A 22943-nucleotide genomic window follows, 5' to 3' on the forward strand; every position below is an offset into this window, starting at 1 on the left:
ATCAGATGAAAAGATTATTTATACTGCCATGCCTTATCCTGGCGATGGCAGCACATGCACAGCGCGGCGGATTTAAGTTGTTATCCTATCCGGGCCGGATAGAAGCGGCAGGGATCAGCAAAACAGCACTGGCCCAACAAATACAGGCTGATAGCCGTCTGGATACTGTACAGGCATGGGCGTTAAAAGTTTTAACCGGTTTCAACGCGGGTACAGGTTATGGAGAAATCTGGATCAGGGACTTCAATACCTTTATCAAAGGTTCTTTGAAAGTGCGTAGCAGTCAGGATGTAAAAGACGCGCTGCTCCTCTTCTTTAAGCTCCAAGGTACGGATGGCAATATTCCCGATGGCGCCATCAATGAAAAGCAGGCCAACATCGGTTATAAATACGCCTATTCAGCGCTGGCTCCGGGCTGGGCCAGCCACAAAAACACCGTGGAAACAGACCAGGAATCATCGTTGATACAGGCGGTTAAGCAATACATAGATGTAACCGGTGATAAAAGCATTCTACAGGAAAAGGTAGGCGATCAAACCGTGCTGCAAAGAATGGAAGCCGCTATGCGTTTTATTTTAAATGAGCGCTGGTCGAAAGAGTATGGTCTTGTTAAAGGTGCTACCACCATAGATTGGGGAGATGTGCAACCAGAAACCGGATGGGGCGTTGCGCTGAATGAAAAAACAAAATGGGCGATCGATATTTACGATAATGCCATGTTCCTGTTGGCTATCAACGATTTCCTGGCAGTAAAACCAGCAGCTTATCTGGCTCGTGATAACTGGAAAGTTATAGCTGCTACGCTTAGAAAAAGTATCCGGAAACACCTGTGGGACGCCGTTGCCAACAAATACATCCCGCATATTTACCTGAATGGTAGTCCGTTTCCGGCTTCCTTCGATGAGCGCAGTATACTTTATACCGGCGGCACCGCCTGCGCCATCCTGGCTGGATTGCACGACCAGAAAGAGATCCGGCAGATCAACCAGCAGTTCCTGGCTGCAGCGGAAAAAGAACCTTTCGCCACCATCGGGATGACCGTTTATCCACCTTACCCGGTAGAAGTATTTCCAAACATGCCTGCCTATGTTTATCAGAATGCCGGCGACTGGACCTGGTTTGGCGGACGTATGATCACTGCATTAACTGTTAATGGGATGCCTGCAGAGGCTTACGCAGAAATGAGTCCAATGCTGGACCGCGTTATTAAGAATAAAGGATTTAACGAGTGGTACGATGTACGCACCGGCAAAGCTTCCGGCTCCGGCGATTTCCGGGGTGAAGCTGGAGTGCTGTATGATGCGGTTAACCAGTTGAAGACCTGGGCGAAGAAAGTGAAGTAAGTATACTAAAAAGGCTTTTAAGCAGCTACTTAAAAGCCTTTTTAGTATAGAATAATATTACTTAACTCCACTGGGAAGCTGTTGTGCTGCTGTCTTAGGACCTTCCACCACTAATTTTCCATCTGGCAATATCTTCATCCGGTCTACGAAAACGACGCGCTTATCTCCCGTTTCCAGTGTACGGCCATGGTATACGCAAAGCATTTCTTTGCCATCTGGTGAATAGGTGATGCTGTTATGACCGGTACCTGTTACCACCCCGCCTTGCTCAACGTTTTTTTGTAACACAGGGTTGTTAGCCGCTTTTTTAAAAGGGCCTAACGGGCTTTTGCCAGTCGCATAACCCACCGCATAGTTTTTCCCGCCGAAGTAATTGGCAGAATACATCATGTAGTAGGCATTTCCTTTTTTGAAAATGGTAGAACCTTCCGTCCAGCGGCGATTCACCTCTTTTGAGGTAACCGAACGGCTTTCCCACTCAGCTTGTTTATCTTTCATGCTCACCGGTGGGCGCAATAGCAGCACCGGCTCACCGATGGTGCCGCTAAAGTCTGGCTTTAATGCTACTCCATATACCCAACTTTCTTCTATTTCATTGAACCAGCCTTTGCTTTTTGCCCATGTGGCTATTTCACTCTGTACCGGATGTTTGTAGCAACAACGGGAATAATAGAGATATACTTTTCCATTGGTATCGAATAGTACATTCGCATCAATAATGGGATACCCAGGATCAAAAATGGGCTTGTTGTTTAGATCGATAAATGGCCCGGTTGGCTTATCAGCCACAGCAACGCCAATGCGAAAGTTTTCGGCCTCCTTGGTTGGATTGTCTTTCCATTGAGCGCTGTAAAACATATAGTACTTCCCATTGATAGCATATACTTCCGGCGCCCAATAAGCGCCGTCCCAGGCGGCTTTCGGATCACTCCAGCCATTTTTGTTATCATGAAAATATACCTGACCCTCGTTTTTCCAATTCACCAGGTCGGTAGAAGAATAGGCCGCGAAACCATTCCTGGCCCCACCGGTTCCATACATATAATATTTATCGCCTTTTACATGTAATACATAAGGGTCAGCCAAATCAACCGCCAGAGGGTTGCTGTAGGTTTGCTGTGCGTGCAGGGATATAGCCGCTGCTATTAAAAAAGAGAGGAGTATTATTTTTTTCATGTTTCAAGATATTAATTTTTTGTGAGGGAACATAGGAGGAATTGTCAGGAGTCCGGCTAGCAGTTTGCAAGTAGCGAAAATGGGCACATCATCAGTTATGCTGAAAAAGTCTGGTATTAGACCTCCGGAAAAAAACAGATTTAAAGCTGTAAACTAGTAGTCTTCAAATTGGCCATAACTGTATATTTTCTCTTTTTCAGTAAGGGCTTTCAGTCTAGTTGATGCCATATAGCATCCAGCCATCCAATTGGTTTGAATGAACAGAAGCCCGGAAAATCACTATCTTATTTTAACGGCAGAGATCCGATCTGCCGAAGAAGTATTATGTTATGAGCCAAAGGCTAATATTAACTGTGTGAAATTTTTAATAACATTGTGGCTAATTCGAACCAATCAACGTATTAATTGTCAGGTATTAAACATAATAGCGATCGCCAACTGCTGTTGCAGATCTCTGAAGGGGACGAGCAGGCATTTGCTATGCTTGTGAAAGCGTATTCCGGCCTTCTTTTTACATACCTGGTCAAAATTACCAAAGATCAGGACATAGCTTCCGACGTGGTACAGGAAATTTTCACCCAGCTATGGCTAACAAGGGAATCTCTGAGAGAAGTGGAAAGCTTTCGTTCCTGGTTATTCGTAATCTCGAGGCATCATGCAGTCAGGATGCTGAAGAACATCGACAGAGAGTACAAAAAACGGGAAGAGTGGCATCAAATTACACAAACTGCGGCCGACGGCCTGGAGGCACAGGACGAGGCCTCTTTAAAGGAAGCGTACGATATATTGGTGAAAGATGCGGTAGATCGGCTCCCGCCACAGCAAAAGAAGGTTTGGATGCTTGCCCGGTTAGAAGGGAAAAAATATACCGAAATAGCAGAGGAAATGCAGATCAGCCGGGAAACCGTGAAAAAATACCTTCAGATTGCTTCTTCATCTATCGTAGACTACATCAGGAATAATGGCCTGCCAATCATAATTTCCTTCCTGATTATAAAATTGTAAATTTTTTTTTATTGGAATACCCCCTTTTTTACAAAAGTCTTCTCCTAAGATAAGGATGGATCATATCCGTTGAAATAAATTGATTGACTGTGAATAGCAGACTACAGCACCTCCTGGAACGGTGGTCAGACGACCGGTTTACCGAAGCAGAAAGACAGGAGCTTATTGATATGTTGCAATCAGCTTCTACTGAACAGGAAATTATTCCTGTACTGGAGGACATGTGGGAAAAAATGCAGGATGAAGGCCTCTTTAGTGAAGCTCAGCAGCAAACGATGATCAAAAATATCCTGGATCGGTATCCCGGAAGAGAGTTCTCTGTTGATAAGGAAACAGGGAAGGGTATGCATGTTGGTCACAGGAATTTGTTCATACGGAAATGGAGTTGGGCTGTAGCGTCTTCTGTGGCATTGATAATGGGTGTTGGTATTTATTATTTATATCACAAGAAACAAGCGGAAACACCAACTGGTGTTGTGCAGTCGATAACAAATGACCAACAACGGAAAAGTGGCGTTTTACTGACCTTATCGGACGGATCACAGGTACTTTTGGATACTGTTAAAAATGGCCGGATAACATTACTGGGAGGAACAGTTGCTAAAGTCACCAACGGAGTGTTTGAGTACGAAAGAACAGGTTCAGAAGTTCAGTATAATACAGTATCTACTCCGAAAGGCAAGCAGTTCGAGCTTAGGTTATCAGATGGAACCAGCGTGTGGTTGAACGCGGAAAGTTCCATTAAATACCCGGTAGTATTTACGGGTAAGGAAAGACTTATTAGTGTTACAGGAGAGGTGTACATGGAAGTAGCCCAAAACCCTTCTGTTCCTTTCAGGGTAGCGGTTAGCGGCGGAACTTCTGTTGAAGTACTCGGAACAAGTTTTAACGTGAATGCATATAATAATGAGCAATCCGTTCGAACTACACTGCTGTCTGGAGCGATACGGGTTGCAACAAAAGGGGCAGCCTACAAACTACTTAAGCCCGGACAACAGGCGCTTACTACCACCGGAAACGAACCCGTTCAGATTTTTGACGATGTAAATGCAGTTTCGGTTGTTGCCTGGAAAAATGGCGTCTTTGACTTTAATAATGTTCCGCTGGAGGAGGCTATGCGGCAACTTGCAAGGTGGTATGATATTGAAGTGATTTATCCGCAAACAATTCCGAAGGTACAGCTGGGCGGTACTATTAAGAGAAGCCTTCCCTTTACCGATGTGCTGTATTTTCTAAGCAACGTGGGACTTCACTACAAGCTGGAAGGAAACAGGAGATTAATTATACTTCCCTGATGGCTGTTAACTAACCATTCAGTAAGTGTCGTTGATAACAAAATAATGCACTGGGCAGGCCGCTTGGTAAAAACCAAAGAAACCGGGAATCTCTCCGGTAATGACCTGGTATGCCAATAAAGCATCCTGTCCGGGATCAATAATAGAAACCAACCAAAATTATTCAGAAAGTATGCTTTTTTCTGCTTTAAACCAGCCGTGGAGGCTAGGATTAGCCCGGCGTGGCTTATTCTACCGTCCAGTATCAACCAAAATACCGTTCGCGATGAAACTAACATTTGTTTTATTAACTGTCGTCTTAGTTCAGGCACAAGCCATAGGACTGGCGCAGTCTATTACTGCCAAACTAAACAAAGAGCCTTTGCGTAATGTGTTTAAAATTATTGAGAAACAGACGGGAGTAACTGTTTTCTATAATGATGAACATATTAAGAATGCGCATCCTGTGACTATTGAGGCACAGCAGATGCCATTGGATGATTTCCTTACTGCCATTTTGAAGCCGGAGAAACTTGCTTTCGAGATAAAGCAGGGTAATGTGGTAGTGATGCGCAGAGATATTGGCGCATCCGGTAGAAATGGAAATTTATCCGCTGCTGCCGAGCTTAAAACGAAAGTGTCCGGATTAATCACGGACGCTGATAAAAATCCGCTGCCTGGAGCTACCATCCGTATTAAAGGTAGCCAGGTAGTAGCCGTGAGTGATGAAAAGGGGACGTTTCATATAGAAGCGGAAAAAGGCGCAGTGTTGATAATAAGCTTCATAGGATTCAATGAAAAAGAGGTGAAGGTAAACGATTCAGAAATGATTTCGGTCATTCTGGCGCCTTCTGAACAAAAGCTGGAATCTATTGAAATTGTTTCTACGGGTTATCAGAACATTACCAGGGAACGAAATACAGGGGCAGTAGCAAAGGTAGACATGAGCGTTGTTGCCAGCAGATCCAGCAGTACCAATATCCTCCAAAGGCTGGATGGGCTTGTACCCGGCCTGGTGGTAAATAATGCACCGGGCGGAGAGCCATTACTGGTTCGGGGTTTGACTTCTCTCAACTCTACCAGGTCGCCATTGATCGTGGTAGACGGCGTGGAATTACCGGGTGATAATACCAGTGATGCATCCCGTAATAATATAATGAACACCACTAACCCCATCGCCAATATCAATCCGCAGGATATTGCAGATATAACTGTTCTGAAAGATGCCTCGGCAGCTTCTATCTGGGGTGCAAAAGCGGCGAATGGGGTGATTGTGATTACTACCAAAAAAGGTAAAACAGGACAAAAACTGCGGGTCGATTACGACGGTTATTATAATTTCCAGGGCAAACCGGATCTGTCCTATATCCCGAAAATGAACAGCAGGGATTTTATTGCTACCGCAAAAGAAATCTTTCCTCAATATGCGCCCTATTATAGCTCGAGTGCAGTACAGGCCTTTGCTCCGGTTCCTCCGCACCTGCAAATTCAATATGATGCGTATCGGGGGCTAATCACCGGCGCGCAGGCGGATAAGGCGCTGGATAGTTTGGCAGCCATCGATAACAGACGTGAAATTTCCAATATTTTTTACAGAAATGCAGCCTCAACTAATCATACGGTCTCGCTTTCAGGGGGCGGCGACATTTACAGTTTTTATGGATCGCTGAACTATACCGGTATTCAAAGCAGCACACCAGGTGAACGGAATAATTCGTATAAGTTGAATGTCAGACAGGATTTCAATTTCAATAAAAAATTGCAGTTCTCGGTAATCACTGATCTCACCAATACAGTAGCAAGTACTTCAAATCTGGGTATAGGAGTGTTGGCCCCGGATGTTTCCATCGTACCTTATCAGCGGTTCCGCGATAATGCAGGAAATCCGCTGGCAGTGAATTTCCTGGGAAATTACAGCGATTCTCTCCGACTTGATTATGCTGCCAGGAGCCGGGTTAACCTGGACTACGTTCCGCTTGATGAGTTTAACAGGGGATATTCAAAGAGTAGCAGTATATCCGGAAGAGTGGTGGGAAGCGCGAAATTACAATTGCTGAAAGGACTTCGCTTTGAGGGTACTTATGGCTACCAGACATTTGCAAGAAACAACCGGACAGTTCAGTACCAGGAAAGTTACGTGGTAAGAGACCAGCTGGTAGGTTTTACCCAGGCGCCAACTATAAACAGCACACCCAGGTATTGGTTACCAAAGGATGGGGGGATGCTCAATGTAAATAATGCGTCCCAGAAAAGCTGGACAGTAAGAAATCAGTTGATATTCGATCGGAATTGGGATCCGCATCAACTGACGGTAATGGCAGGACAAGAAGCTACAAGTACCACACCATTGACATCATCTGCTACCTACTATGGCTGGGATGATCAGTTGCAGGTTTCCCGTCCGGTAAATATGGATACGCTCATGAAAGGGATTACAGGAACGGTATCCGGCGTGCTGGGAAGAAGGTTGCCATCAAATAATGTGGGTGGAGGAGAAGGGGCTATCGCCAGAACCACCTCTTACTATTCCACATTGGGGTACATGTATCAATGGAAGTATGCACTGAATGCGAGTTGGAGGATTGATGAGAGCAATTTATTTGGCCTTGCCAAATCTGCTCAAAACAGGCCCGTTTATAGCATAGGCGGTAAATGGTTGATGAACCGGGAAGACTTCATGAAATCGTTTACATGGCTGGACCGGCTCCACCTGAGATTCACCTATGGCATAACAGGTAATGCACCCAAGCCTGCCCAGGCAGCATCATTCGATATCCTGCAATCCTCATCGAACGTAAACTATGTTTCAGGCGTTGGTTTGGTTATCGGCACTCCCGGCAACAATAAGCTTACTTGGGAGGGGACCACTGTCTATAACGCAGGCCTGGATTTTACAGTGCTGGGTGGAAGACTGGGCGGTTCAATAGACGGATATATAAAGAAGACCAATAACCTGATCGGCTCATTGATGACGGCGCCGTTGACTGGATATGCAACTGTTATCGGTAATTACGGCGACCTTGAAAATAAAGGGTTTGAGTTTAGCTTGACCTCACTTAATGTTATTTCCCGGGATTTCAACTGGAATACCGTCCTGAACCTGTCGTACAACAAAAATAAGATAACAAGGATGGCAACAGCAACTGCCATCACAACCGGTACAGGAATGATCGGAACATCCTTCGCGGAAGGTAAACCAGCATATGCTGTATTCGAATTTATCAACGGCGGACTTAATGCGGCGGGAGATCCACAGATTATCCAGGCCGACGGAAAAATACTGTCTGATAAAAATGGCTCCAAACCTGAAGACGTTCATTTGGCAGGAACTTCTCAACCTATCGCGACAGGTGGATTATTCAATACATTTTATTACAGGCGGTTTCAACTGGGAATTAATATCAGCTTTAACTTAGGACATGTATTGTTCCGTGATTTTAATAATTTTTGGCAAGATCCCCTTTATCAGAACACGCTTCAACCCGACTTTGCTAATCGCTGGAAGACGCCGGGAGATGAAAATAAAACCAATATCCCCAGGTATGCCTATAACACTACCATCGACAATGGCAGAAATATCTATTACTACACCTACTCTAACCTGAATTCATTTGATGCGTCTTATGCAAAGATCAGGGAGATCACGCTTTCCTATGATGTAGGTAAGACATTGGTTCGGAGACTACATGCGGAAGGATTGACTTTCAGGGCACAGGTATCTAATCTCATGCTCTGGAAGAGGAACCACTTCGGGATTGATCCGGAGTTTCAATCGCCTGCAGGTGTCAGAAATATCCGTATAGGACAAGGTACATTCACAGTTGGCGCACACATTACTCTTTAATTAAAACTGCTTAAGATGATGAAATCCATTCATAGGGCATTATTACCCATTCTGTCTATATCGTTGATGCTTCAGACTTCATGCTCCAAAGACTTTTTGGAAATTGAGCCTAAAGGCTCCCGTGTGGCCAAAAATACGCTGGACTACGAGCAATTAATGAATGCAGTGAGTCTGCAGGTTTCCTATCCGCCGTCTTTATACATGGGCGATGAAATGGCAGCCCAGGCAACCTACATGGATGCGGCCCAGATCAGAACACAAAGGCTGTTCAGGTTTGAAGCAAGGGTATACGATGAAGATCAGCTTCCCAATGAAACATGGCCACTAACCAACATTTATACGTTTAACAAGGTCATAAACGAAGTGATGCAATCAGAAGGAGGAACTGATCAGCAAAAACGTGCCATCCTCGCGGAGGCTAAAGTCGGACGGGCGCTTTGCCATCTTTATTTTCTGAATGATTTTTCGTTGCCCTATAATGCTGCTACCGCTGCCACGGATTTGGGAGTGCCACTGCTTACAAAGGCAGACGTAACCCAAACAACATTTGTACGGGCCTCTGTACAGGAATGTTATGATTTTATCATAAAAGATTTGACAGATGCATTGCCAGACCTTGGCCCATTAATACATAGGCGGAAATTTTCCAGGCTGGCGGCAGAATTTATATTGGGCCGTGTTTATCTGTATATGGCAAAGTTCAATGAGGCCAGCACACATGTGGATGCTGCATTCGCGGAGCTTGATAAAGCTGCAGTGCCGCTCGCGCTATACGATTATAACATAGTGCTTGATCCTGCTAACGATAATTCATGGTTTCCTGACTTCGGTTTCGGACTTTCAAATTATCCATTGGCTGCCAACAATGCGCAGGTGATATACAATCTCAGTATGATTAATTTTCAGCTGCAACAAGCCAATACCTATGTGTTTTCTCCGGAAACGGCCGCCTTATATGATCCGGCAGATAAACGCCTGGAACTGTTTTCAGGAATTGAAATGTTCAATCCCGACAAAACCTTTCCAGGAGGAATGAGACGCTACTCCGCATCACTTTTTTCCGGTTTGGAAATCGGCCCCTCATTGCCTGACCTCTACCTGATGCGCGCAGAACTTAAAGCAAGGGCAGGTGACCTTACAGGGGCAAAGCGCGATCTCGAAACGCTGCGGTCAAAAAGAATGCCCGCCAATATCGCAACTGTACCTGCAAATATAGTGGGCAGCAAAGAGGCATTGGTGCGCTATATCCTTGATGAACGTATTCGTGAATTCGCCACCTCCGGCATGCGCTGGTGGGATATGCGCCGGCTTTCAGTTGACCCGGTTTATAGCAATACGGTGAAGTATACACATAAACTTTATGATGACGCCGGCAACGAAGTGGCAACCTATACGCTCAAGCCCGCGAGATTTGCCCTGAAGTTCGGTGAAAAGATGCTGGCCGAGAACAAGGGATTGGTGGAAAATAAATAGCACTGGTAAGTAAATGACAGCATACGGCTCTGCCATATTTACCCGGCAGGAAATTTCAATCGTAATAATTCAAAATTTTTAATACCGTTTAATCTGAATCTGATGAAAATGAAAAAGTTAATCTTGCTGTTGCTGATTTCGGGGTCCGTCTTCGCGCAGCAATCGCCATCTGCAAAGTATAACTTTAAGGATTTTACCTCAATAGTAAACGTGGAAGACCAGGAGAAGCAATACAATGAAATGTTGAAAGCAAATCCAATAGACCCTGCCAAACCATCTATGTATGAGGAATACCGTGCGCAGCTGGCCATGGGATGGCTTACCAAAGGAAATTTTGAACGTTATTGGTATTATAAAAATACCAGGCCGAAATTTAACGTACTTCAATTCCTGTCTCTGACTTATGCACTGGACAATCTCTTTGATGAAAATACTAATCCGCATGAAGTGGAAAAGGTATCAGCCGGGATATTGGAAGATCTACACACAGGAGAACTGAAAGATGGAATTGGCAGAACGCAGACCGTTTTGGAGATAAATGCTGCAACAAATGCTCAACTGGGAAATACAGATGCGGCATTACAGTTATTGGCGAAATCTTCGGAAGTAAAAGACGGTATGCGCGAAATGCACTATTTCAAAGATGCAAAATCCAATTACCTGAACCGGTATGGCGTAGTGATGTTGGCTGCCGGTAAGTACCAGGCGGCATTCGATACCTTAAGTAAAGCATTCAGAGAGGCGGAATCAAACCCGGTTATGGTGAATACATTCAGGTTGGTATATAAAAAGGTAAAGGGTACCGAAAATGGATTCGAGGAATATCTTAAATCCCTGAAGGATGAAGCATACCATCACTGTTATAAGGAAGTGGAAACGTTGTACATAGCATCACCTAAAACGACGCTCGACGGTGCAATACCAAGCCCGGGAGGAGATGGTAAAATGTTTACGCTTTTTCATGCCACGAAACCTGTAAAAGATATATCACTGCCAGATCTGGAAGGGAATATTGTTCATCTCAGCGATTATAAGAACAAAGTGCTGGCCCTGGATTTCTGGTCCACAGGATGTACTCCCTGTGTAGCCGCTTTCAGCGGATTTGAGCGCGTAGTGGCAGACTATAAAAAAGATGTATTTCAAATGTTTGTGGTAAGCCTGTTTGAAGACAGCGCTACCGTGAAAACTTTCGTGAAGAAAAAAGGGATTACCCTCAATGTTTTACAGGATGAAGAAAACAAGTTCTTTGATGTCCAGGGAACACCCACTAAAATCATATTTGACCCATTGGGTAATATAAGATTCTTTAGTTCTGGTTACGCAGGTTCCACAGACAGGGAGTATTATAAGCTGAAGTCTATGGTAGAGATCACAAAATCCAGGTATAAAGGGTAATGCGGATTGCGCCTGTTGGATGATATTAACTGAATTTAAACGAATGTGGCTTTTGCCCTGCAAAAAGTATTTATGAGAAGAGTGTTTTTTTTGATATTGACCAGTCTGGCAGCTTTGTCCGGCATTGCGCAGGATAACCACCCCGTTTCGTGGAAATTCCGCAGTGACTCAATAGCGCCGCTCACCTTTAAGATTGCCTTCGTGGCATCTATCAACGAACCGTTTCATATCTATCCACAGTCTTATGATGGTGGAATGGGAATGCCTACTACTATTACATGGGGAGAAAATCCGAATGTTCAGTTGATAGGAGAGATGGAGGAAAAAGGAGCAGCATCTTCTGCCGGGGAAACGGTGGCTTACTACGCGAAGGGTGTTACGTTTTCGCAAACTATCAAACTCAAAGCAGATGAGAAAACAGTATTGCATTTCCGGATCAGGTACATGGCATGCAATAATCAAATGTGTCTTCCTCCTTCATCAAAGGAGTATACGCTGATTGTAAATGATGCTAACGGTATTATCGTTACTGCTGAAAATGAAAAAAATATACAGGCGCCGGGTATACAGGCAGCAGTACAATATGAGGACTTTACGCTGCCGGATGTAAAAGGGAAAAAAATCTACACCAAAACAATCATCTCCAATAACAGGTATACATTTATTGATTTCTGGGCTAGTTGGTGTTCACCATGCAGAATGCAGGCAAAAGCGCTTATTCCGCTTTATGCCAGGTATAAGACCAAAGGGCTGGGTGTAATTGGCGTTTCTCTCGATACCGATGCTGCTGCCTGGAAAAAGGCAATAGAGAAGGATGGTTATACCTGGACGAACCTGGCAGACCTGAAAGGATTTGATTCTCCTGTTACTAAAAAATATCAGATTAAAACTATTCCCAGGAATTTCCTGATCGATAACAAAGGTGTAATTGTTGCCAGGGATCTCCATGGAAAAGCGTTGGAAGCAAAGCTGATGGAACTGTTTAACTAAATGCGAGACGCTTTTTCTGATGGTAACATATTAATCACCCATTGCAATTCTTATTATAATTCGATTTCTGAACCCTAATTAATCCTACTTAAATTGAGAAAGTTAATTATAGCCGGTTTGTCAATAATGTCATTGACAGCTTTTGCTCAAAGTAATAATAAGTTTACTATCAATGGCAAATATGGCACAGGCAACGCTCCTGGGAAGGCATACCTGGAGTATACGATGGAGGGTAAATCCATTGTTGATTCCGTTGAATTGAAGAATGGTGCTTTCAGGTTTGCCGGCAGGGCATCCACTTCGCCGGTATCCGCTACATTAACCTTTGATACGAAAGGCGTTGGGAGAACTAACAGCCTTGAACAGGTAACCGTTTATCTTGAGCCGGGTAGCATTCATATTAAAACGAATGGAGCTACAGTAGAAGGAGTGCAGGTAACCGGAACGCCCAGGAATAATGATTATAATGATCTTAATAGCCTGGTTGATGCCGGCTTTTCACAAATGACCGATGAAGACAGGCAATTCATGGGAGGAAAAGTGTCTCCACAGGCCACGCAGGATTACGAGGCCAAAGCGGAAGGATTTCGGAAGAGGTTTAGTGACATGACCAAAGGTGCCTATATTAAGTTCATCCAGTCCCATCCTGCATCAATGCTCAGCTTAGAATTGTTTCCCAAAATCGCTTATGACCAACGCTATGACGTAGTGAAGCCCTTGTTCGACGGTTTATCATTCAAAATAAAAAATAGTAAGGAAGGTAAAAAAGTGGCCGCTAACCTGGATAAAATGAGAGTAACTGCAATAGGGCAACCGGCGCCAGACTTTGAAGTTCCCGATGCAGAAGGGAAGCTGGTTAAACTTTCGTCATTTCGTGGTAAGTATGTATTGGTCGACTTTTGGGCTTCCTGGTGCGGGCCATGCAGGGCAGAGAACCCAAACCTGGTGAAAGTCTACAATAAATTCAAGGACCAGAACTTCACAATTGTAGGTATTTCTCTCGATAAGTCTGACAGCAAGGCATTGTGGTTGGCGGCCGTTAAAAATGACGGACTTCTATGGCTTCAGCTTTCTGATCTGAAATTTTGGAATAGTGCGGCTGCAAAATCATATGGTGTCCAGGCAATTCCTCAGAATTTTTTGATCAATCCTGATGGAATTATAGTTGGAAAAACATTGTCAGGAAAAGCATTGGATGAAACATTAAGCGAAATATTTTATCCTGTGCAAACGGCTAACTGACGCTGGGGTGTAACCTATTGCTGAATGTAAGAATGTAAATAAGAAAGGGCTGTTCTACAAAGAACAGCCCTCAAGCAATTTAGGAGAATCTTCCATTCGTAGCGAGATCGGGAGTTGAACCCGAGACCTTTGGGTTATGAATCCAACGCTCTAACCACCTGAGCTACCTCGCCATATTCCTTTTTCGACCCGCTGTAACTACCATCTGTAGCGACTGCTGATCCAAAACGGGAGTGCAAAGATAACGGCTTAAAAATGAAAATTCAAAATGTATCTCCCTTTTTTTAGAAATTTTTTTAAACAGCTTCATCTGTTCCCGGCTTTTCCCACTTTTTCATCAGCGCCTCATCAATAGACCGGATATGCAGATCCCGCTGTGGATAAGGCAATTCAATCCCTGCACTATTCAGGGCTGTATAAATAGTGGCAAGCACCTCGCTCATGGCCGTACCCGCATTATCCAGGTCGCCCACCCAGAAGTATACCCGGAAGTTGACGGCATTATCGCCAAATTCGATCAGCTGAACTACCGGCGCCGGCAAGGTCAGCACATCTTTGCGATCGGTGAAGGCTGACTTAATAATATCGGTTACCTGCTTTACATCACTGCCATAGCCTACGCCAATCAGGAAGGTAACGCGACGGGTGCGGTTAGTGCGGGTCCAGTTGATCAGCTGTTGAGAGATGAGGTCCCCATTGGGTACAATGACTTCTGATCCGTCCGGAGCGTTGATTTTACTGGAACGGATACCTATTTCTTTTACGGTGCCTGAACGGGAGCCTACTTCAATTACATCGCCTACTTCGATAGGCTTTTCGAAAGCCAGGATGATGCCGGATACCAGGTTGTTGACAACATTTTGCAAGCCAAAGCCGATACCAACGCCCAGGGCGCCAATAACAATGGTTAATTTATCCATGGGAATGCCGGAAGCAGCAAACGCCAATAGCACTCCGCCCGCCAGCACCGCCAAACGCAGGAGCAATAAAGCTGAGCCGAACTTAGTCTTTTTACCGCTGGTGGTTTGCCCGGTGCTGCCAAACATGTAGGCAATCAACTGCGAGGCTACGGTAGATACCCATATCACCAGTATGAAGATGATAACGCTGCTGAAAGTAAAGTCCGAATTGCCTATCTGGTGCGGCGATGACAGAAAGTCGGAAATGCTTTCATGAATAGTGTCATACAGGTAAAGATTACGGGCAATGATGATCAGCCAGCCTACGACGGCTAATATGGCCAGGAATGTTTTCGACTTCCGCTGTACATCCTGGTAGTCCATAAAAGAGATGAAGGTGCTGGAATCTTTGTTGGCCTCCACCTGCAGGTATACCGCTTCCATCAATATTTTCACCAGGGTAAATAAGCTAAGGGCCATAACGGTATTAACAATGGCGCTGGAGCCCATGATCTTTGCTGTACCCACCCTGGCGAATATCACCAGTACCAGCGAAAAAATACTGGTGACGATAAACAGCTTTATTACCGGCCGTATAAACCGGGAAGGGGCAAAAGTGTTCAGCGCCGTTTCTTTTAACAGCCGGTAACCTAATACGGTGGAGAAAATGCTGCCTATCAGTAAGCCCCATTGTTCGGCGTAGGTCACTTCTATCAATAAGTTGTTCAAACAATACAGGAACAGCAACCCTATCATCAGTAGCCAGATCCGGAATAAGGTGGGGGATAACAGCCGGCGGAAAATAAACGTTAATGCGGTAGCATTGAGCAGCCAGGTGATTTCGGTAAATAAGATAGGGTAACGGATAGATAACACTGCAGATAATGTGGTCACCAGTACAACGGTACAGGCAATCGGAAAACGATACAGGTATTGTGTATGCTGTAAAATCGTTTCGCCTTCTTCCTCCGTATGATTTTGTTTTATTCGCTTAATGTTGTGGTACACCCACCAGGAGAACAATACCGCCAAAAGCAACCATACAAAAAATACAGGCCATTGTATGGTGAAAAATATACCCATCACTTTACCACTCTTATGCAGAGAGTTTTTTAATACCGGGAAAAAATCCAGAGGGTTAATGCTGTCCCGGTGCGGTCGCCACAGGTAACGGTAGTCGCGTGCAAACATGTTGGCGGAATGCTGCTCCAGCCGGTAGTCCATGTCTTCATATAAGTTAGACACTTCTATATAACGGTTAGCCACTTTATTCTGTAATAGCCCTATCCTGATCAGGTTAATCTTGTTGGCACTGTCTACCGCATGAAATTTAAGGATCAGGTTAGTGATCTGACCAAGATAAAAACCATATAATTCATTTTCTGCAGGGATGTTACGCATAGCAGAATCCCGGCGGAGTGAATAAATGGTGTCATTAATGCCTACCAGTTTGTCATAATAGGAAAAAAGGGTCGACTGCCAGGAATCCAGCTTGCGTTGCAGCTGTTCCAGCATTACTTTATTGGTATAGATATCGTTGATGTTGGGAGTGCGCCCCAGGCTGGCGATGTTATATTTTATCAATGCCAGTGAGGTGTCCGTCATGGGTAATCCGTTGCTGATGTTTACGGTGTCAAATCCACGCCGGAGAGAACTCATTACCTCGTTCAGCATCAGCGTGTAATCTTCAATGCGGTTAATCAATATGGCAACAGAGGTATCGGATTTTCTGATACGGTTACTATCTTTTGCAAGGGCGGCAATATTTTTCCGGATCGTGGCGCTGTCGATGGTCACCATATGAATGGTATCCACCTTTGCCTTTTGTTTTTTGCGCTGCGCCTGGGCGTGAAAACTACCGCCGGTAATAATACATAATATGATAATGGGCAGCAGCCATGTAGATTTGGTAAACATATGAACAGGTGTCTGTAAAAAGTAGATGCTTATGTTGGAACATTTTTTATGCCCAATTGTTGCTGAATTTAAAACTTTTAACTTGCCTGGCAGTTAAGTTTTCCGGAATCCGGTTGCTCATTCGCTATTTCCGCTGTAATTTGTAAGTCATTGCCAGACCATGAAAACTAGTTTATGAACAGAGAAATGCTCGTAAATACCCTACGGAAAGACCTTGAGCCCTGGGATATAATTGTTATAGGCGGTGGCGCTACTGGCCTGGGGGCTGCCCTGGAAGCCGTAACAAGAGGTTATCGCACCTTGCTGCTCGAACAAGTGGATTTTGCCAAATCCACTTCCAGCAAAAGCACGAAGCTGGTGCATGGAGGAGTGCGTTACCTCGCGCAAGGCAATGTATCACTGGTAAGGGAAGCCAGTGTAGAACGGGGCCGCCTGGTAGCGAATGCGCCCCACCTGGTACGTAACCTGACTTTTGTAATTCCTACCTTTAACCTTTGGGAGAATATTAAATACACGGTTGGTCTCAAAATGTACGATTGGCTCGCCGGACGTCTCAGTCTCGGTAAGTCGGTACATATATCCAAATCGGCTACGCTCGAACGCTTGTCTACTTTGAAAAAAGATAACCTGGCAGGAGGAGTGCTCTATCACGATGGCCAGTTCGATGATAGCCGCCTGGCGATCAATCTCGCCCAAACTATTTCTGATAAAGGAGGTACGGTGCTCAATTACATGCGGGTGACCAGCCTCACCAAAGATGGAAGCGGTAATATTAACGGTGTAACGGTGAAGGATACACTGGAAGGAGGAGACGAGATCCATCTGAATACCCGGGCGGTTATTAACGCTACCGGTGTGTTTGCTGATGATATTCTGGAGATGGACAATCCACAGGCCCCAAAATCTATTGCAGCCAGCCAGGGCGTGCACCTGGTGCTCGACAGTGATTTCCTGCCCGGGCACGACGCGCTCATGATCCCTGAAACCAGCGATGGACGAGTATTATTTGTAGTGCCCTGGCATAATAAAGTGGTAGTGGGTACCACCGATACGCCTATCAATCACATTAGCCTTGAACCCAGGGCACTGGAAAATGAAATTGCCTTTATCCTCAACACCGCCGGACAATACCTTGCCAAACCGCCTCAACGCTCAGATGTGCGCAGCGTGTGGGCCGGACTTCGTCCCCTCGCCGCAGCCAAAACTGAAGGGCATAAAACCAAAGAAATTTCCCGCAGCCATAAGGTCATGGTCGCCAAATCCGGACTGGTTACTATTATCGGCGGAAAGTGGACTACCTACCGCCGCATGGCGGAAGACGTGATACAACAACTGGAAGAAACCCTTCGCTGGAAACAAACATCTTCTGCTACTCACGAACTGCGTATCCATGGCGCTACTGATAATGTCGACTGGAACGATCCCTGGTATTTCTATGGCAGCGATGTGTTACATATCCACCAGATGGTAGCCCGTGAACCTGATTTGCAGGAAGAGCTAAGCCGCGAATATCATATTATAAAAGCCCAGGTGGTATGGGCCGTGAGAGAAGAAATGGCACGCAATATCGAAGATTTTCTGGCCCGCCGTACCCGCCTCCTCTTGCTGGATGCAAAGGAAGCAATGCGTATAGCCCCTGCCGTAGCCCGGATCATGGCAGAAGAACTGCATAAAGACGAACACTGGGTAGCTACCCAAATCGCCAGCTTCGAAGCAGAAGCCAAAGGATATCAATTAGAGCAAAAAGCATAAAGCGGAAAGCATAAAGCTTTCCGCTTCCAGTCACATCCATTTGAATTTCTGTTCAAAAGGTTTTATCCTTCTACCTGGCATCACAGGTTCATCTGTATAGCCCATATAAAAGAATCCCAGTACCTGGTCATCGTCTCCCAACCCCAGGTAATCCTGCATGGCAGGGTGGTATGTCATCCCGCCAGATCCCCAGTAAGCGGCTATATTTAAGGCAGTTGCCCCCAGCCAGATGTTTTCCACAGCACAAGACACGGCAGCAATTTCTTCTATCGCCGGAATCTTAGGATTATTACCTCTTTTCATACAAATAGCCAGGATATGAGAGGCGAGGTTTCCCTGGTTCTTTAACTTCTCATAATTGCCGGTAATGTATTTGTCGGCCGGTGTAAATTGCTTGTACAGGTCGGCATGGTCAGCACAAAATTGCTGTACTTTGTCCCCGCTGTACACCAAAAAATACCAGGGCTCTGTATGACCATGGGTAGGCGCCCAGTCGGCCAGTTGTAATAATTGCTGCACGGTTTCATCGGCTATTTTCCGGCCGTTCATGCTCGTAGGCTTCACTGTACGACGGGCCGTAATAACCTGCTCTACGGTGTTAACTGAGGTAGTAGTATTCATATAATATGTTTATTTACCGGCTTCCAGGCGTGTTTGCATGTCTGGCGCCAGCTTCACTATTTTACGTTGATGATAGTCAAAGCAGATCATGCCGGTCTTGGCCTCGGCAATGGTAATTGTTTGTGCATTACGTTGAGTCGTGATACGGTAAAACAACTCAAAGCCAAAGGCACTGAATTCTCCGGCGGCTACAGCCACATCAAACACATCTCCATGAAATGCTTCTCCCTTATAGGCTACAGCCACATCGGCCATAATAAGACCGGCACCCGCTTCTTTGTCAAGCTCTTTGTAACCCAAACTTTCCAGGAACCTGATCCTGGCCTCGTGCATAATCGAAAGTATTGCATCATTGCCTACATGACCGCCATAGTTAACATCCTGTATCCGTACGGGTATCGCTATACTAAAGGGAAATCCTGCCGGTAAATCTATTTTTATCCTTGCCATTATATTTTTTTAAGGTAGATGCTAAACGTTTGCTGTCTGTTTCAGGAAGGCGACAAATTTTTGGAAAGCCCTGGCCCGGTGACTGTACTGGTTCTTTTCGCCCAGCTCCATTTCTGCAAAAGCGCGGGTTTCTCCTTCAGGCACAAAAATAGGATCATACCCAAAGCCCTCACCGCCCCGGGGGGCATTGGTAATATACCCTTTGCTGACACCTTCAAACTGGTATTCTTTCCCATCCAATATCAGGGAAATAACGGTACGGAACTGAGCGCTGCGGTCGGTTTTACCTTCCATTTCCTTCATTACTTTCACAATATTGTCCGCTGCTTCTTTTTGCTCGCCGGCATACCGGGCAGATAAAACCCCCGGTGCGCCGTCCAAAGCGTTAATTTCCAGTCCGGTATCTTCTGCAAAACAATTTTCTCCTGTCATTTGGTGAATGGTGGCCGATTTTTCGGTGGCGTTCGCTTCCAGGGTGTCATGCGGTTCCGGGATGTCTATTTCTATACCAGCTTCCAGCAGGGTGATAATCTCAAACTGGTTTCCTAACAGCGACCGGAATTCCTTTACCTTATTTTGATTGTTGGTAGCAAATATCAATTTCATCTTGTTGTATGAGAAATAAATTAAATATTTAACAATTGTTTCAATCCCGCCCAAAGCCGGGCCTTTAATAACTTGTCGCTTCCAATCAGCGATAATTCATCGGAAAATAATAACGTAGTATCATTTACAGTCACGAGTTGATATAAAGGAATGTCGCTAAATCCTAGCTGCTCCGGTGCAATCCCAAATACAACGCCCCGGGTTATCTTCACGGCAGCTTTCCAGTCAGGAAAGGCCAGGGAAGGGTGGTGGGATACATTCAAAAGGGATACATCCTGCATGCTCAGTTTACAGGCATTTAATATATTGGTGAGGAGGTTGAATAATTCTTCGTTTAAGTACGCTTCGTTTTCGTTTTGTATGAAGAGCGCAATGTTTTTTTGATTTTCTCCTAAATATTTGACTTTGGGTGCCACTTTTTCTTCGGCGGCAACCGGCACGCTTTTCCCGGGAATGATCGGCTGGGTAAAGATCTTAGCCAAAAAGTACGGATCAAGATCAAGCTGCTCAAGTGGCATATTTATTATTATTTAATTTAATATTAAAAACCCCTCTGGGGAAAAATCAGTTTATTTGCACTGCCGGGCCCCCTCAGGCTACCAGCGACACAACGATTAAAGTGTAAAAATATTGAGATAAAATTGATTAACCATGATGGTAGATAAATCAACAGTTAAGGAAGAGGCGCTACAGAAGATCAAAGTCACCAAAACTACGAAAAGCAGGTTAAGTGAAGTAGATTTTAATAACCTGGCATTTGGTAAAATGTATGCCGACCATATGCTGGTGGCCGATTTTGATGGTAAAGAATGGAAAAATGCAGCGATCCTGCCTTTTCAGAACCTGTCTGTAAGTCCTTCTAATGCCGCCTGGCACTACGGACAAGCAATCTTTGAAGGAATTAAAGCCTATAAAGATCCCCAGGGGCACCCAATGATCTTTCGGCCTTATGATAACTACAAACGCTTTAACACCTCCGCAGAAAGAATGGGTATGCCGCAAGTTCCGGAATGGCTCTTCATTGGAGGCCTCGACCTCCTGATCGATATGGACCGCGACTGGGTGCCTACCGGTAAAGGTTGTTCGCTTTACCTTCGCCCGTTCATGATTGCAGCGGATGAATTTATCGGCGTACGTCCTTCCGATACCTACAAATTTGTGGTAATTAACTCTCCCTCAGGGGCCTATTTTAATAAACCTATCAAGCTGCTCGTGCAGGATAAATACGTACGCGCATTCCCTGGTGGCGTTGGCTACGCCAAAGCAGCAGGTAATTATGGCGGTACCATGTATCCTACCATGCAGGCCAGGAAACAAGGGTACGACCAGATTTTATGGGTAGACGGATATGAACATAAATATCTCCAGGAATGCGGTACCATGAACGTGTTCGCCATTATCGGCAATACGGCCATTACACCCGACCTTACCCAGGGTACCATCCTGGAAGGGGTAACCCGGGCCAGTGTTATGGATATACTCCGGGATATGGGCCTCCAGGTCGAAGAAAGACCCATTTCTATCGATGAGGTAGTGGACGCTTATAAAAACGGAACCCTAAAAGAAGTGTTCGGTACCGGTACCGCTTCCAGCGTGGCCTATGTAGAACAGCTGGATTACCTTGATACCCATATCAAACTGGATACCTCCAAATACGATATAGGAGCGGAAGTAATCCAACGTCTGGATAATATCCGTACGGGTCGCACTCCAGATACACGTCACTGGAATTACATAATAGATAAGAAATAAGAGCTTTATATATTAATACATAGATAAAAATAGGGCTGATAAAAAGGCCCTATTTTTTTATGGTAGTTTCTTCGAGAAACCATACCTTTGCAGTCCGGTTTTTGGTAATCCTGAGCTCCTACCAAAATAATTAAGACCACTCCCTGTAATACAGGTGATCATCCCGGCAAAAATATTTTCGAAACAATTTTGTTATTCACACATATAGTTTTACCTTTGCCGTCCCAAAATCCCTTTATGGGGAATTTGGATGTCATTGTAAACCGACATAAAAAACTAGGTAAAGAATGCCTACTATACAACAATTAGTAAGAAAAGGAAGAGAAATTATCCGGGCTAAGTCTAAGTCCAGGGCATTAGATAGCTGCCCTCAGCGCCGTGGCGTTTGTACTCGTGTATACACTACCACGCCTAAGAAACCGAACTCCGCTCTGCGTAAAGTAGCGAAAGTGCGTTTAACCAACAAAGTTGAGGTGATTGCCTATATCCCTGGTGAAGGTCACAACTTGCAGGAGCACTCTATCGTACTGATCCGTGGTGGAAGGGTAAAAGATTTACCAGGTGTTCGTTACCACATCGTTCGCGGTTCCCTGGATACTGCCGGTGTGAAAGACAGAAAGCAGAGCCGTTCCAAATATGGTACTAAGAAGGAAAAGGCTAAAAAATAACAATTATAAATAGTCGTAATTTTCAATAAATGAGAAAGCAAGCTGCAAAAAAATTGCCTCTGGCTCCGGATCCAAGGTTCAATGACAAGCTGGTAACCCGCTTTGTTAATAACGTAATGGAACAAGGAAAAAAGAGCATTGCCTATAAAATTTTCTACGATGCTGTGGACAAGGTAAGCCAAATGACCGGTGAAAACGGTTACGAGGTTTGGAGAAAAGCATTGGCAAACGTTACTCCCGGTGTTGAAGTTAGAAGCCGTCGTATTGGTGGTGCTACTTTCCAGATCCCCGCTGAAGTTCGCCCTGATAGAAAAATATCCCTGAGCATCAAATGGTTAGTACGCTACGCCGGCGAAAGAAACGGTAAGAGCATGGCTGACAAGCTGGCTAACGAAATCGTAGCCGCAAGCAAAGGTGAAGGCGCAGCATTCAAGAAGAAGGAAGATACTCACCGTATGGCAGAAGCGAATAAAGCTTTCTCTCACTTCAGAATCTAGTTATAGCCTGCAAAGGCAACTCAATATATTTGGCAAACA

General features: G+C 45.0%; 18 protein-coding genes and 1 tRNA gene. 12 read left to right on the top strand and 7 right to left on the bottom strand.

Annotation, left to right across the window (positions count from 1 at the left end; genetic code table 11):
- The first annotated feature begins 5 nt into the window (after positions 1 to 5).
- On the top strand, positions 6 to 1343 hold the full coding sequence (locus HGH90_RS22270; RefSeq protein ID WP_247679977.1) for a hypothetical protein: 1338 nt from the start codon (positions 6 to 8) through the stop codon (positions 1341 to 1343).
- A 57-nt stretch (positions 1344 to 1400) separates the two neighbouring features.
- Here the strand turns inward: HGH90_RS22270 and HGH90_RS22275 are convergent, their stop codons facing one another.
- On the bottom strand, positions 1401 to 2519 hold the full coding sequence (locus tag HGH90_RS22275; RefSeq protein WP_169191910.1) for a glycoside hydrolase family 43 protein: 1119 nt from the start codon (positions 2517 to 2519) through the stop codon (positions 1401 to 1403).
- Positions 2520 to 2924: 405 nt separating this feature from the next.
- Here HGH90_RS22275 and HGH90_RS22280 point away from each other — a divergent pair, with 405 nt between their 5' ends.
- From HGH90_RS22280 to HGH90_RS22310, 7 genes are all read left to right on the top strand, one after another.
- Entirely contained in the window at positions 2925 to 3524 is a 600-nt protein-coding gene (locus HGH90_RS22280; RefSeq protein WP_168765993.1) for an RNA polymerase sigma factor, read from the top strand.
- A gap of 89 nt (positions 3525 to 3613) precedes the next feature.
- Positions 3614 to 4819 (top strand): FecR family protein, encoded by a 1206-nt coding sequence (locus HGH90_RS22285; protein WP_169191911.1) that lies wholly within the window; start codon positions 3614 to 3616, stop codon positions 4817 to 4819.
- 265 nt (positions 4820 to 5084) lie between these two features.
- Positions 5085 to 8642, top strand: coding sequence for a SusC/RagA family TonB-linked outer membrane protein (locus HGH90_RS22290; RefSeq protein WP_168765991.1), 3558 nt, complete (start codon positions 5085 to 5087; stop codon positions 8640 to 8642).
- A gap of 15 nt (positions 8643 to 8657) precedes the next feature.
- Positions 8658 to 10115, top strand: a complete 1458-nt coding sequence (locus tag HGH90_RS22295; protein ID WP_169191912.1) for a RagB/SusD family nutrient uptake outer membrane protein — start codon at positions 8658 to 8660, stop codon at positions 10113 to 10115.
- Between the two features lie 108 nt (positions 10116 to 10223).
- Entirely contained in the window at positions 10224 to 11510 is a 1287-nt protein-coding gene (locus HGH90_RS22300; RefSeq protein WP_168765988.1) for a TlpA disulfide reductase family protein, read from the top strand.
- Between the two features lie 72 nt (positions 11511 to 11582).
- Positions 11583 to 12500, top strand: coding sequence for a peroxiredoxin family protein (locus HGH90_RS22305; protein WP_168765987.1), 918 nt, complete (start codon positions 11583 to 11585; stop codon positions 12498 to 12500).
- Between the two features lie 93 nt (positions 12501 to 12593).
- Complete coding sequence (locus HGH90_RS22310; RefSeq protein WP_169191913.1) at positions 12594 to 13742, top strand: TlpA disulfide reductase family protein; 1149 nt, start codon at positions 12594 to 12596, stop codon at positions 13740 to 13742.
- Between the two features lie 99 nt (positions 13743 to 13841).
- Here the strand turns inward: HGH90_RS22310 and HGH90_RS22315 are convergent.
- Positions 13842 to 13915 (bottom strand) — tRNA-Met (locus tag HGH90_RS22315).
- A gap of 123 nt (positions 13916 to 14038) precedes the next feature.
- The gene (locus HGH90_RS22320) at positions 14039 to 16558 is read right to left on the bottom strand and encodes a mechanosensitive ion channel family protein (protein WP_169191914.1); all 2520 of its coding nucleotides are present in this window, start codon (positions 16556 to 16558) and stop codon (positions 14039 to 14041) included.
- Positions 16559 to 16732: 174 nt separating this feature from the next.
- Here HGH90_RS22320 and HGH90_RS22325 point away from each other — a divergent pair, with 174 nt between their 5' ends.
- The gene (locus HGH90_RS22325) at positions 16733 to 18310 is read left to right on the top strand and encodes a glycerol-3-phosphate dehydrogenase/oxidase (protein ID WP_168765984.1); all 1578 of its coding nucleotides are present in this window, start codon (positions 16733 to 16735) and stop codon (positions 18308 to 18310) included.
- 30 nt (positions 18311 to 18340) lie between these two features.
- Here the strand turns inward: HGH90_RS22325 and HGH90_RS22330 are convergent, their stop codons facing one another.
- From HGH90_RS22330 to HGH90_RS22345, 4 genes are read right to left on the bottom strand one after another with little or no spacing between them, the layout of a single operon-like run.
- On the bottom strand, positions 18341 to 18931 hold the full coding sequence (locus HGH90_RS22330) for a nitroreductase (RefSeq protein ID WP_168765983.1): 591 nt from the start codon (positions 18929 to 18931) through the stop codon (positions 18341 to 18343).
- Between the two features lie 9 nt (positions 18932 to 18940).
- Positions 18941 to 19381: a thioesterase family protein gene (locus tag HGH90_RS22335; RefSeq protein WP_169191915.1), complete on the bottom strand. Its 441-nt coding sequence runs from the start codon at positions 19379 to 19381 to the stop codon at positions 18941 to 18943.
- Between the two features lie 21 nt (positions 19382 to 19402).
- Entirely contained in the window at positions 19403 to 19987 is a 585-nt protein-coding gene (rdgB, locus tag HGH90_RS22340; RefSeq protein ID WP_168765980.1) for an RdgB/HAM1 family non-canonical purine NTP pyrophosphatase, read from the bottom strand.
- Between the two features lie 20 nt (positions 19988 to 20007).
- Positions 20008 to 20505: a hypothetical protein gene (locus HGH90_RS22345; protein ID WP_168765979.1), complete on the bottom strand. Its 498-nt coding sequence runs from the start codon at positions 20503 to 20505 to the stop codon at positions 20008 to 20010.
- A gap of 133 nt (positions 20506 to 20638) precedes the next feature.
- Between HGH90_RS22345 and HGH90_RS22350 the strand changes: the two genes are divergently transcribed.
- The 3 genes from HGH90_RS22350 (at position 20639) to rpsG (ending at position 22904) form a co-directional block, all read left to right on the top strand.
- A complete protein-coding gene (locus HGH90_RS22350) occupies positions 20639 to 21739 on the top strand; it encodes a branched-chain amino acid aminotransferase (protein ID WP_248277046.1) in 1101 nt (366 codons plus the stop codon).
- Positions 21740 to 22026: 287 nt separating this feature from the next.
- Positions 22027 to 22407: a 30S ribosomal protein S12 gene (gene rpsL / locus HGH90_RS22355; protein ID WP_012789278.1), complete on the top strand. Its 381-nt coding sequence runs from the start codon at positions 22027 to 22029 to the stop codon at positions 22405 to 22407.
- A 29-nt stretch (positions 22408 to 22436) separates the two neighbouring features.
- On the top strand, positions 22437 to 22904 hold the full coding sequence (gene rpsG / locus HGH90_RS22360) for a 30S ribosomal protein S7 (RefSeq protein ID WP_145672701.1): 468 nt from the start codon (positions 22437 to 22439) through the stop codon (positions 22902 to 22904).
- The last annotated feature ends 39 nt before the right edge of the window (positions 22905 to 22943 follow it).

The sequence above is a fragment of the Chitinophaga sp. Ak27 genome (genome assembly GCF_012726295.1).
In the GTDB taxonomy this organism is placed as follows: domain Bacteria; phylum Bacteroidota; class Bacteroidia; order Chitinophagales; family Chitinophagaceae; genus Chitinophaga.